The 13008-nt window shown below is 42.3% G+C and carries 9 protein-coding genes; 8 read left to right on the forward strand and 1 reads right to left on the reverse strand.

Annotation, left to right across the window (positions count from 1 at the left end):
• Window positions 1-277 precede the first annotated feature (277 nt).
• From FRX45_RS02925 to FRX45_RS02935, 3 genes are all read left to right on the forward strand, one after another.
• Complete coding sequence (locus tag FRX45_RS02925; protein ID WP_152266879.1) at window positions 278-1663, forward strand: ammonium transporter; 1386 nt, start codon at window positions 278-280, stop codon at window positions 1661-1663.
• A 109-nt stretch (window positions 1664-1772) separates the two neighbouring features.
• Entirely contained in the window at window positions 1773-2849 is a 1077-nt protein-coding gene (locus FRX45_RS02930) for a porin (RefSeq protein ID WP_152266880.1), read from the forward strand.
• Window positions 2850-3169: 320 nt separating this feature from the next.
• Window positions 3170-3412: a hypothetical protein gene (locus tag FRX45_RS02935; RefSeq protein ID WP_152266881.1), complete on the forward strand. Its 243-nt coding sequence runs from the start codon at window positions 3170-3172 to the stop codon at window positions 3410-3412.
• 129 nt (window positions 3413-3541) lie between these two features.
• Here the strand turns inward: FRX45_RS02935 and FRX45_RS02940 are convergent, their stop codons facing one another.
• Complete coding sequence (locus FRX45_RS02940; protein ID WP_152266882.1) at window positions 3542-6121, reverse strand: phosphoenolpyruvate carboxylase; 2580 nt, start codon at window positions 6119-6121, stop codon at window positions 3542-3544.
• 581 nt (window positions 6122-6702) lie between these two features.
• On the opposite strand from FRX45_RS02940, the gene thrA reads away from it, so the two are divergent.
• The 5 genes from thrA to FRX45_RS02965 all read left to right on the forward strand — a co-directional run bounded on the left by thrA (window position 6703) and on the right by FRX45_RS02965 (window position 12940).
• Window positions 6703-9147, forward strand: a complete 2445-nt coding sequence (thrA, locus tag FRX45_RS02945) for a bifunctional aspartate kinase/homoserine dehydrogenase I (RefSeq protein ID WP_152266883.1) — start codon at window positions 6703-6705, stop codon at window positions 9145-9147.
• 30 nt (window positions 9148-9177) lie between these two features.
• Complete coding sequence (locus FRX45_RS02950) at window positions 9178-10155, forward strand: homoserine kinase (RefSeq protein ID WP_226804899.1); 978 nt, start codon at window positions 9178-9180, stop codon at window positions 10153-10155.
• Window positions 10156-10218: 63 nt separating this feature from the next.
• On the forward strand, window positions 10219-11517 hold the full coding sequence (thrC, locus tag FRX45_RS02955; RefSeq protein ID WP_152266884.1) for a threonine synthase: 1299 nt from the start codon (window positions 10219-10221) through the stop codon (window positions 11515-11517).
• 78 nt (window positions 11518-11595) lie between these two features.
• Window positions 11596-12162 carry a hypothetical protein gene (locus tag FRX45_RS02960; protein WP_152266885.1) on the forward strand — a complete coding sequence of 189 codons (567 nt, stop codon included), beginning with the start codon at window positions 11596-11598 and terminating at the stop codon, window positions 12160-12162.
• 76 nt (window positions 12163-12238) lie between these two features.
• Window positions 12239-12940 carry a succinate dehydrogenase cytochrome b subunit gene (locus FRX45_RS02965; RefSeq protein WP_152266886.1) on the forward strand — a complete coding sequence of 234 codons (702 nt, stop codon included), beginning with the start codon at window positions 12239-12241 and terminating at the stop codon, window positions 12938-12940.
• Window positions 12941-13008 lie beyond the last annotated feature (68 nt).

Raw genomic sequence — 13008 nt, forward strand, 5'->3', positions numbered from 1 at the left:
TATATTATAATATCATACTATTTATAATATATTACTTTTACTATTTTTTCTCTTAAATTAATGACTTAATATGATTTATTATGCTGAAAATAAACATTATAACCCACGCTTTAATATACACATAGGTAAAACATTCACTTAGATAAGATTTAATAAACTATTAATTTAAATTAGAATTTATAATATGTGAATAATTTATTGGAATAATATTCAATTGTTAAGTATATTTGTTGAATATTAATAAATGATTATTATTTTTAATTCAAAATTTGCCCCAATGGCTAAAAGAACGCTAAAACAAATTGCCCCCTTCCTGGTACTGGCAGCCATAGCTTTGGCTGCTATTTTCGTTAAACCTGTGTCCGACTTTGCAGATACTGGTGCTTACAGTCCTGCAGATATTGCCTGGGTTATTGTAGCCGCTACCCTTGTTTTTTTGATGACACCCGGACTTGCTTTTTTTTACGGAGGAATGGTACACCGTAAAAATGTGATCTCTACTATGATGAAAAGTGTAGTAGCAGCCGGTGTGGTAAGTGTATTGTGGGTATTTGTAGGATATAGCCTTTGCTTCGGTGAAGACATTGGTGGTTTTATCGGTAACCCTTCAACCCACCTGTTTTTTAAAGACGTAAGTTCCGGTGAACCCTGGGTTGGCGCTCCTACCATTCCAAAAACATTATTTTCTGTGTTCCAGCTAATGTTCGCCATTATTACCCCAGGATTGGTGGTAGGCGCTGTTGCTGAAAGGATCCGGTTTACCTCCTATATTCTTTTTATTGCCATGTTCAGTATATTGGTATATGCTCCCCTGGCACACTGGAGCTGGCACCCCGAAGGCTTTTTGTTTAAAATGGGAGCCCTGGATTTTGCAGGCGGAACTGTGGTACATATTTCTGCAGGCTGTGCGGCATTAGCAGGCGCCCTTGTATTAAAACGCAGAAAAGCACATATAGAGCACAGAGAAATCCCCCCCGCTAATATTCCTTATGTTTTGATCGGCACAGGCTTACTGTGGTTCGGCTGGTTTGGTTTTAACGCAGGTTCTGCTTTAGGCGCCAATGCCCTGGCTGTTTCTGCATTTGCCACCACCAATACTGCCGCCGCTGCCGGTGGACTGGGCTGGATGTTTTTTGATGTGCTCAGGGGTAAAAAACCTTCTGTTGTTGGGTTTTGTATAGGAGCTGTTGTAGGTTTGGTAGCCATTACGCCTGCTGCGGGTTTTGTGGCTATACCACAAAGTATCTTCATTGGCCTTGTTGCTGCTATCATCTCCAATATTGCCATCTACTATAAACAAAAATCATCGCTCGATGACACCCTTGATGTTTTTCCCTGTCATGGTATAGGCGGTATGGTAGGTATGCTTATGACCGGCATATTTGCTACCAAGGCTGTTAATGCCGCCGGTAATGACGGATGGTTCTATGGTAACAGTGCGTTCTTCTTTACCCAGTTAAAAGCAATGGCTATTTCTGCGGGGTATAGTTTTGTTGTGTCTTATGCCATTTTTAAATTCATCAATTTCATATTACCGCTTCGTGTAACCGCTGAAGAAGAAGAAATTGGACTGGATGCCACGCAACACAATGAAAAATACCTGCAGGGAACTTTGCTGGTAACCAATAATGGAGCTATACACGAGGAAGAAGCAATAGATTAATTCAAATACAAAGACTGAAAATTTAAAAAAGAAAAGGTACGGTTTTAATAAAACCTCTGACCAGGTTTAAAACAGTACCCTTTCATTTTAACACTTAAAATCAACTGCAATGTTAAGAAAAATTCTTACACCTGCCATTTTTATGGCCTCATTCTCAACTGCTTTTTCACAGGATTCTACCGACAAAAAAGGAGAGCTCACTCTTTCGGGATCGGTTGATGGTTATTACAGGTACAATTTTGCCAATGCCAAAGACCAGGGTGCAACTAATAATTATACCAGTTTCACCAATTCGCAAAATTCCTTTGAACTGGGTATGGCTTCCATTAAAGCGGATTATACGGTTGGAAAAGTATCCGCAACCATTGACCTTGGTTTTGGAACCAGGGCACAGGAATTTTCCTATGCCGAAACAGGCGCCATGGCAGCTATCAAACAGGCTTATATTAGTTATTCCCCTTCCGATAAAGTAAAATTCACTGTAGGTAAATGGGGCACACATGTAGGTTATGAAGTATTGGATCCACAGGTAAACCGCAACTATAGTATGAGCTATATGTTCTCCTATGGGCCATTTTCGCATACCGGCGTTAAAGCCGACTTCGGGCTGGGCGATCATTTCGGATTAATGGTGGGAATAGCCAATCCAAACGATTATATCAGCGCCGGTTTTTCCAAAAAATTTATTCTGGGACAATTCAGTGCCAGCTTTGATAAATTCAGCGCTTTTCTGAATTATGTGGGTGGAAAAGATTTTGATAACGCCTCGAATAATCAGCTTGGACTAACTGCTACTGCCACGGTGTCGGATAAGTTTAGCCTTGGATACGATGGAACGGTAAAGTTTTATAAACCAAAAGGCGGTAGTTCAAGTTCCTGGTGGGGTTCTGCACTATACGTGAACGTTGATCCGACAGAAAAATTCGGATTGACGCTTCGGGGCGAATATTTCGATGATAAAAAGGGTGTAATAACCTATATGGATGAATATAATGATGTTTACCCTCTTTTTGGATCGGGCATTTTCCAAACCACCCTTTCTTTTAATATCAAGCCGCATGAAAATTTCATGATCATCCCGGAATTCCGTTTAGACAGCGCCGAGGATCCCATATTTACAAAAAATAACGGGTCAGGCGTTAAAAGCACTGGGTCATTTGTACTGGCAGCTATTTTCAGCTTTTAGGGCGGGGATGAAGTTATAGGTCTCAGGTTTCAGGGGCACACCTTGTAACCTGCAACCTGAAACCTGACTACGTCTAAAATTTTTCACAGGGCAAGCAATCGTTAAAGCCGTCCATTTCTATGGATGGCTTTTGTTATTGAAAACAGGTGCTTTGTAGTAAGACTTTCAAATTCAAGTCGAGTAAAGGGAGAGGTTACTTATATGATAGACAGAATTAAAAAAGAAATGGGCGGAACATTAGAAAACTTTTATAACAATTCACCCTATTCTTATTCTGACACGACACAAGAGCAATAAAATCACTAATCAAAACACCAGTAATGATAATTTCCGAGCCCGACATTCAATGGTGGTTGAGCCAAAGAGGTTATGATTATTCTTACATCAATATTACAGACCAAGCAGCAATGATCAACGAGTGGCAAAAATTAGGTAACGACAAAGTCATTTTAATAACGACAATTGACAAAGGATACAGAAAACCCAATAACACGAAACATCCGCATTCCTGGAGCATTGCAGACCCAGAGCAAACAATCACGTGGTTACAATCTAAAAAATGACGAAAGCCAGCAGGCAACATAGATTTCGCATAGACTTCAGGCAACATGCTATGTATTTTGCAGCCTCTAACCATTATCCTGAAACTCCCCTCCTCTTGCAACTTGTACCTTGAAACCTGAACCTCTCCATTACGCCGAATTTCTTCCCGCATTGATAATCCCAAAAGAACAACGCATCACTAATTTTTCAAGCGTTTGCTTATGTGGCGATTCAGATGCGTTTTCTTCCATTTCCCTTACTTTGGTAATGGCATATTGCTGTATGGTTACCAGCGGCAGTACGATCCTTTCCCTCATTTGAACGGAAAGCTGTTCTACCGGGTAATCAGCCATCAGCTCATTTTTGCCGGTGAGGCGAAATACATATTGTTTGGTAAGCTCGTATTCATCAAATACCTTATTCCATATTTCTCCGTAAACGGGATGGGTGGAAAGAAAACGGGTCATAGGAAAAAAGCTTTTCTTCATAGACATTTCACAGTTGGCAATGAGCGTTTTAATGAAGGTAGATTTCTCGTAGAGCTTTTTCACCTCTTCCCATCTGCCTTCTTCGTCCATTTTTTTAAACGCGGTGCCAACACCATAATACCCGGTTACATTTTGCTTTAACTGGCTCCATGAGCCAACAAAGGGAATGGCACGCAGGTCTTCCAAAACCAGCTTACCCGAACCTCCTCTCTTTGCCGGACGGCTGCCAATATTGGTTGCTGCGTAAAACCTTAGCGGACTTGCATGACCGAGGTATTCTAAGAAATTAGGATGGTTCTTCAGTTCCAGGTAAGCAGTAAGACTTTTTTCGGCCAATTGCTGTATCAGTTCTTTTTCAGTATCCCGGAGAATGACTTTCTGCGAAGCAAACAGGTCATTGGAAATGCCTGCATTGATCAATTGCTCAATATTAAATTGTGCCGACTCAATGGTACCGAAATTAGAACTTACGGTTTGCCCCTGTATGGTCAACTGAATTTCTTCGTTAGCAATATTTTTCCCAAGGGATGCATAAAACTTATGCGTTTTTCCGCCGCCTCTTGCGGGCGGACCACCCCTGCCGTCAAAAAATATTACATCAATATCATACGCTCTTGATATCCTGGTAAGTTCTTCTTTTGCCTTATATATGCTCCAGTTAGCCATAAGATAACCGCCATCCTTGGTACCATCGGAAAAGCCGAGCATGATGGTTTGCTTATTCCTGCGCAGGCGCAAATGTTCCCGGTAAGCCGGCAGTTCATACAGCTCTTTCATTATGGCCGCAGCGTTATCAAGATCATCAACAGTTTCAAAAAGCGGCACTATATCAACCAGCAGCGAGCTTGCCTCCCAGCCGCTCATCAACAGCAATCCATATACCTCAATAACAGTCAGGGCGCTATCGGCATGGCTTATAACATAACGGTCGCACCCTTCCATCCCGTTATTGGACTGGATATCTTTAATCGCCGCCATTACCTCCAGGGTATCCTTATGAATTTCATCCGTTAATACTTCGCTATCAACCAAAGTTGTAACCTTTACCAGCGCCTGTATTTTTTCCTTATCCGTTAATGATAAATAACCAGACGGAAGGGCTTTTGTTCTGTTCGCAATTGCTTCAATTACTTTGGTGTGAACGGAGCTATCCTGCCTCACATCTAATGACGCAAAATGCAATCCAAACACCTCCACTTTATTGATCAGCGATTCAATCAGGTCGAGAAACAGTCCGTTGTGCTTGTAAATGAGTGTTTCTTTAATTTGCAGAAGAGTATTCAGGATTTCTGCTTTATTTATATCGCTTTTATATCCCGGTACAAAAAGATTATTATACAACTTGAGCTCCAATTGCTGCAGCGGAACATCAACTCCTTTAAACGTGAGTCTCCGTTTGAGGCGGCGAACATCAAGGTAATATGATTTCATAATGCTTTCGCGCAATGCGCCTGCTACCTTTAAGGTGGTATCCGTTCTAACATATGGATTGCCATCCCTGTCTCCGCCGGGCCAAAATCCCATGCGGATAATGGGATTATCGGCAGATACCACTTCGGGCAAATTCGTTTTCATAATTGAAATGATCCTCCCGGCAGCCTGGTAAAAAATATTTTCTAAGTACCACATTAAACTGATCGCTTCATCATAGGGCGTTGGTTTTTGCTGCTTTAAAAAGGGGGTTTTCCCTAATTGCTGCAGGTACATATTGATCTGGTTGATATTGTTTTCAGCAATAGCCCTTGTAAGATCATGAATGATGCCCAAAACAGCCCCCGGGTAAAATTGCGTGGGATGCGCCGTAAGCACAAGCCTGATGCTAAAATCTTCCAGCTTTTTCTTCAGTTGACTTTCATTGTCAAACTGCGCCACTTCCGATTGGAGCCCTTTAAGCGTACCCGGGCCATTCATATCGTTTACAATGGTAAAAGCAGCATCTTCAAGCGCATCGAATAATACTACCTGCCGCTCCACGTATTGCACAAACCGGAACAACAGGTCTAACTTCTCTTCTTCTTTTGCATACCCCGTATGTTTACTAAAGAAGTCGTCAATGATTTGCAGTGGACTTTGCTGATTGGCATATCCCTCTTCACAATAGCTCAGTAACAGGGAGAGCAGGATGCCGGTCTTTTCAATACGATGAAAAGGTAAGGATGTAAACAGGCTGTTGTATATCTGGAACTTACGGCCTACAAGGTTCTGAAACTGCGTTAACGCTGCGGAAGATGAACTTGGCATGAGTTACTGTGCTTAATGATTTAATTCGTCAGGTAGTTGTAAAAAATCCAGGCTCCGCTGTTGTAAGGCAACAAGCGCAACAGGTTTTTAATTGACAGGCAATCGTCCTTTAAAGCCATGAAATTAGTCAAAAAAAGAGGAATTGATCATTACATTAAATATTTTTAACTAAAATCGCAGTGTTTTATGCAACTTATAAAGCAAATCCCTCAAATTGTTATTCATAAATACATTTCGTTATTGAAACTAAATTGCGGGAGTACCGATGCTTCATATAATAGTGCATTGGAGGGCAATCCATGTTGATTAAAGGGTAGGCAAGGATAATTTTCACCATTTTATTTGCTATTGTCCAAATCTGTTTTACCTTCGGCAACTCAAAACAGTAATGGTACAGAACAAATCAAATACATTTCCTTCCGTTGCTGCTGCATATACTTCAGCAGGTACCATTATTATTACAACAACGACAACCCTCATTTGAGGGTAAATTGCACGCATATAATCCTTTGGGCTTCAGGGCTACGATCATCTGAAAAGATACAGGGACCGGTATAATAATAATTATCAAATACAAACATATGCAGGTGTTGAAATTCGGCGGTACTTCGGTAGGAAGCGCCGATAATATTAAAAGAGTAATATCCATTGTAAAAGAAAGATTAGAAAAAGATAAAACGATTATAGTAGTGTCTGCATTAGGGGGAACCACTGATGCATTACTTAATTCGGGATTAATGGCAGCCGCCGGTAATGAGCAATATAAAGAAGAACTGCAGCACATTGAACAAAGACACTTAGACACGGTAAAATTATTAATACCCGTACAGCAGCAGAGCAGTGTATTGAGCATGGTTAAAAAATTATGCAACGACATTGAAGATATCTGTAATGGTGTTTTTTTATTGGGTGAATTTTCTGCGAGGACCCGCGACCGGATGGTAAGCTATGGTGAGCTGATTTCCTCACAGGTTATTGCCGCAGCTTTTAATACTGCAGGAATAACTGCTGCATGGAAGGATGCGAGAACATTGATACAGACCAATGCCAATTTTGGCAATGCCACGGTAAATGTGCCGGTTACCCGCAAACAAATCACGGATTATATTGCCACCTGCAAAGAGTCTTTGGTGGTAGTGCCGGGTTTTATTGCCGCTGATGCCAATAATGAAACGACCACTTTAGGGCGGGGAGGCTCCGATTATACAGCCGCTATACTGGCGGCGGCCACAGATGCCACCGCACTTGAAATATGGACGGATGTATCGGGCATGATGACTGCCGATCCCCGCTGGGTAAGCAGCGCCCGGGTTATTCCTTCCATATCTTACCAGGAAGCTATGGAGCTCTCTCATTTTGGTGCCAGGGTACTTTACCCGCCAACCATTCAACCCGTTTTGCGTAAGGCTATCCCCGTGGTAATAAAAAATACTTTTGCCCCCCGCGATGCAGGAACCATCATTCAGCAAAAAGCTTCAACAAACGGCAATGCCATACGCGGTATTTCCAGCATCAGTAATATTGCCCTGTTCAGCCTCGAAGGAAGCGGAATGGTGGGTGTGCCCGGGTTTTCAAGAAGGTTGTTTGAGGCACTATCGGAGGCGCAGATCAATGTAATACTCATTACTCAGGGCTCTTCTGAACACTCAATTTGTGTTGGCGTTGAAGCCGCCTCTATTCATAAAGCCAAAGCAGTGGTAGACACAGAATTTGAACATGAAATTGCGGTGGAAAAGGTACAGCCGCTTTTGGTAGAAACAGAATTGTCTATCGTGGCTTTGGTTGGAGAAAATATGAAAAGTCATCCGGGCATAAGCGGTAAAATGTTTGGCGCATTAGGAAGGAACGGGGTTAATGTGCGGGCCATTGCACAGGGCTCTTCTGAACGGAATATATCCGCTGTAGTGGCTACAAAAGATGTGCGCAAGGCCATCAATGTGCTGCATGAAGAGTTTTTTGAAACGACAAATAAACAAATTCACCTCTTTATTGCCGGCACAGGCAATGTGGGCAGCAAATTGCTGCAGCAATTACAGCAGCAGCAGGAGTGGCTGGCAAAGCACCTGCGCCTCAACGTTAGGGTTACAGGACTGGCCAACAGCCGGAAGATGATAATAGATGATAATGGTATTGATTTTAACCAGTGGCAGGAAAAATTACAGGGAGGCGAAGTGGCCGATATAGAAGCCTTTGTAAATATCATTATCGGAAAAAACTTCCGCAACGCCATTTTTGCAGATATGACGGCAAGCGATGCAGTGGCAAAAGTGTACGACAGGCTGTTACAAAAAAGCGTTTCTATAGTGGCCTGCAACAAAGTGGCGGCCTCATCATCGTATGCTTACTACAGGCAATTAAAGGACCTGGCAAGATCATACAATTGCCTTTACCTGTTTGAAACCAATGTTGGCGCTGCATTGCCGGTAATAGGAACCCTGAATGATCTGATGCGCAGCGGCGACAAAATCAACCGCATTGAAGCAGTGCTCAGTGGTACGCTGAATTTTGTTTTTAATCACTATAATGGTGAAGTGAGCTTTGCCGAAGTGGTAAAACAGGCACAGGAAGAGGGTTATACGGAGCCTGATCCACGTTTGGATCTGAGCGGTACGGATGTGATGCGCAAAATACTGATACTGGCGCGCGAATCGGGAGAGCAATTAGAAATGGAAGACATAACCTGCAATGGCTTTTTACCGGAAAGCTGTATGCAGGGTGATGTAAAGGCCTTTTATAAAGAAATGGAGAGGTATGAACCTCATTTCAAAAAATTGTATGATGATGCAGCAGCAGCAAACAGCAAACTTAAATTTGTAGCTAAATTTGAAAAAGGGAAAGCTGTTGTGGGATTGGAGCATATCCCGCCCCAGCATGACCTGTATCATTTATATGGAAAAGATAATGTGGTATTGTTTTACACAGCGCGCTACCCCAGCCAGCCTTTGGTGGTAAAAGGAGCCGGGGCAGGCGCAGAGGTAACTGCATCGGGCGTATTTGCTGATATTATAAGAGCAACGGCATCATAGATACGTCAATTTGAATTGAATATTCAGCATATGAAATCACAAATCTCAAATTCTACCATGCATCTAAAAGCGACAGCGTCAGCAAAGAATAAATCAATAACCGTTTACGCTCCCGGCACGGTAGCTAATATCGTATGCGGATTTGATGTGCTTGGACTGGCTTTGAACGATCCTTATGATATAATGACAGTAAAACTCATTGAAGAACCTGTGGTGGTCATTCATAACGTTGACAATTATGGATTACCCACCGATCCTCAAAAGAACGTAGCAGGTGTTGCGCTTTTGGAAATGATTGACAGGCTGGACAGTAAGATAGGATTTGATGTTACGATCGAAAAAAAAATAATGCCTGGCAGCGGCATCGGCTCAAGCGCAGCCAGTTCAGCAGGTGCAGTGGTGGCTGCCAATCATTTGCTGGATAATATTTTCAGCAATGCCGACCTGGTGCAGATGGCCATGCTGGGTGAAAAACTGGCATCGGGTGTTAAGCATGCCGATAATATAGCGCCCTGTATCTATGGGGGGGTTACGCTTATTCGCAGCATTCATCCCCTGGATGTGATCAGCGTTCCATCTCCTCCCCTGTACGTTACGCTGGTTCATCCGCAAATAGAAGTACGCACGGAAGATGCCAGGCAGATACTCAGAAAACAGATATTATTGAAAGATGCCATTAAACAATGGGGCAATATTGCGGGGCTGGTTACGGGATTAATGAAAAGTGATTATGATCTTATCAGCCGTTCTCTTGAAGATGTGCTGATTGAACCCATAAGAAGCATCCTTATTCCCGCTTTTGCTGAGGTAAAATCCGGGAGTTTGGAAGCTGGCGCGTTAGGTGGTGGCATATCGGGTTCAGGGCCCTCCATATTTATGCTCAGCCGTGATGAAACAACTGCAAGGGAGGTTGAAAAAACAATGCAGGAAACATACACGAACACCGGAATCGCTTTTCATACTTATGTTACAACCGTAAATATGGAAGGAGTTAAACTGATGAATTGATACATTACTTTATTGAACTCCTTTAATAACCATAGCCGTTTATAAAGAACAGCAATAACTACAATGAAATATTATAGTCTGAATCAAAAGTCACCTAAAGTACATTTTAAGGAAGCTACTATAAAAGGACAGGCGCCGGACAAAGGATTGTATTTTCCGGAAACGCTTCCCCGGCTTGAAAAAAGCTGGGTTGACGATATCGGGAATAAGAATAATGAAACCATTGCTTTTGATGTAATACAACCTTATGTTGGCAGCGATATACCCGAAGATCAGTTGCGCCGCATTGTTGGGGAAACCATTAATTTTCCGATCCCTTTGGTGAAAATAAACGACAACATTTTCTCTCTTGAACTCTTCCATGGTCCAACCCTCGCTTTTAAAGATATTGGCGCCAGGTTTATGAGCAGGTGCCTGGGCTATTTTGCAAAAGAAAGAAGCGAAAAAATAACCGTGCTGGTAGCCACTTCCGGCGATACCGGCGGCGCCGTAGCCAATGGATTTTATGAAGTAGATGGAGTAGATGTAGTTATTCTTTATCCATCAGGAAAAGTGAGCTCAGTGCAGGAAAAGCAATTGACCACCCTGGGCAAAAATATTCATGCGCTTGAAGTAAAGGGTTCATTTGACGATTGCCAGCGAATGGTAAAGCAGGCTTTTGCAGATGAAACGCTCACTCAAAAAAGATTACTCACTTCAGCCAATTCCATTAATGTGGCCCGCTGGTTGCCGCAGCAATTTTATTATTTCTTTGCTTATAAGCAATGGGGTGAAAAAGAAAATCCGCCGGTGTTTTGCGTACCCAGTGGAAACTTTGGTAATATTTGCGCGGGTATGCTTGCACATATCACCGGACTTCCGGCAGCGCATTTTATCGCGGCCTGTAATACAAATGATGTTGTGCCACGTTACCTGCACAGCGGCGAATACCAGGTTAAACCTGCAGTGCCCACCATTTCCAATGCCATGGATGTGGGCGATCCCAGCAATTTTGTGCGTGTACTTCAATTGTTTGGTCATCATTATGTCAGCCTTCAGGAAAAACTTTCCGGGTATACGATTACCGATACAGAAACGAAAGCCACCATAAAAAGGGTAAAACAGGACACCGGTTATTTGCCCGATCCGCATGGAGCAGTAGCTTACCTTAGCCTGGAACGTTATCTTGAGCAGCATCCGCATCAAAAAGGGATCTTTCTCGAAACTGCTCATCCAGTAAAATTCTATGATGTGGTTGAACCTGTAACCGGCGAAAAAATAGCTATACCCCCTTCAATAGAAAGTATACTGCAACGCCCTAAGCACAGCACAGTTATTGAGGCAGACTATCCATCGCTTAAAAAAAATTTATTACAATATTAACCCGTTGTAAAAACCATGTGAAACCCTGCTTTTGTTACGGGTATTCTTTCGATATTTGTGGTACAGAGGCGTTGAATTATGCATGATATAGAACCGTTTTATAACTGGCGGCATTTGTATGCTTCGGAAGAAGACCCAAGATCTCCTTTTTTGGGAAGGGAGTACAGTGAATTTGTATTTTCGCAAGCCGTATACAATTATTATATCCATCCTCAATGGGACGAATTTGGATCGCGTACTTTATATATGAAGATCCTTTATGCGGACTACGAAAATGGATTCGCCATTATAGAATTAATAGGCGAATGGAATGATGCCATAGAAAACGACATACAAACTTTACGAAGAGAAGTTACAGATGTGCTCTTTTACGAAAGGATTACAAAATTTATTTTAATAGCAGAAAATGTATTGAATTTTCACAGCAGCGATGACAGTTATTATGAGGATTGGTTCCAGGAAACCAATGAGGAAGAAGGATGGATCGTTATATTAAATTTGCCCGAACAGTCGCAATATGATTTTAAAAAAGCGAAACTGAACCGGTATGTTGAATTACTGGACATTTTTGATTGGCGTATAGTTCAGCCCCAGCACCTCTTTCAGCTTATTGCTGATCGTCTTTCAAAACGGATAGATTTATAAAAAATATCATAACCTGATTTTTATGAGCATTTGTGTGCTATTTTTGCACTACTTTTTCTAACCACTTCTTCTTATTATGACCTGGAAACAACTCTTCACTTCTTCCGTTGGAAAAAAATTTGTAATGGCGCTTACGGGTGTTTCCCTCATCGCATTTCTTGTGGTGCATGTTGGGATTAATGCCTGCATTTGGGCAAACGATGACGGCGCCATGTTCAATAAGGCCGCTCATTTTATGGGAGCAACAGTAGTAATCCGCATTCTGGAAGTGGGATTATTTATCGGCATTATTTTACACATTGTACAGGGATTGATCCTGGAAGTGCAGAACAGGAGCAGACGAAGCATAGGCTACCAGGTTCCTTTGGGCAACCGCGGAAGCAAATGGTACAGCCGCAGTATGGGATTACTGGGTACTTTAATCCTGCTTTTCCTGATCATGCATATTTATCATTTCTGGACGCCCAGCCGGCTCGGCGGAATTGGCAATATTCATGAACTGGGCATTACTTCCTACGATGGAAAAGAATATCATAATCTGTATGGCGAAATGCTGATCGTATTTCAATCGCTGGCAGTAGTTACTTTATATGTGCTGGCCTGCATTTCCTTAGCTTATCATTTAATGCATGGGTTTAACAGCGCATTCAGAACGCTTGGCCTGCACAATCAACGCTATGTGCGTATTGTTCATGCAGCAGGCACGGCATTTTCAATAATAGTACCATTAGCTTTTGCCATGATGCCGGTATCTGTATATCTGGGGTGGGTGAAATAGTGGTAAGTGGTAAGTATTGGAGAGAAGTGGAGGGAAGCGAATAATTCGTTAGGGATGATCTCTTACTT

The sequence above is a fragment of the Agriterribacter humi genome (assembly GCF_009192765.1).
Taxonomy (GTDB): domain Bacteria; phylum Bacteroidota; class Bacteroidia; order Chitinophagales; family Chitinophagaceae; genus Agriterribacter; species Agriterribacter humi.

Coding starts and splice junctions, on each gene's coding strand:
- FRX45_RS02925 (WP_152266879.1), top strand. CDS start 278: ATGGCTAAAAGAACGCTAAAACAAATTGCCCCCTTCCTGGTACTGGCA.
- FRX45_RS02930 (WP_152266880.1), top strand. CDS start 1,773: ATGTTAAGAAAAATTCTTACACCTGCCATTTTTATGGCCTCATTCTCA.
- FRX45_RS02935 (WP_152266881.1), top strand. CDS start 3,170: ATGATAATTTCCGAGCCCGACATTCAATGGTGGTTGAGCCAAAGAGGT.
- FRX45_RS02940 (WP_152266882.1), bottom strand. CDS start 6,121: ATGCCAAGTTCATCTTCCGCAGCGTTAACGCAGTTTCAGAACCTTGTA.
- thrA (WP_152266883.1), top strand. CDS start 6,703: ATGCAGGTGTTGAAATTCGGCGGTACTTCGGTAGGAAGCGCCGATAAT.
- FRX45_RS02950 (WP_226804899.1), top strand. CDS start 9,178: ATGAAATCACAAATCTCAAATTCTACCATGCATCTAAAAGCGACAGCG.
- thrC (WP_152266884.1), top strand. CDS start 10,219: ATGAAATATTATAGTCTGAATCAAAAGTCACCTAAAGTACATTTTAAG.
- FRX45_RS02960 (WP_152266885.1), top strand. CDS start 11,596: ATGCATGATATAGAACCGTTTTATAACTGGCGGCATTTGTATGCTTCG.
- FRX45_RS02965 (WP_152266886.1), top strand. CDS start 12,239: ATGACCTGGAAACAACTCTTCACTTCTTCCGTTGGAAAAAAATTTGTA.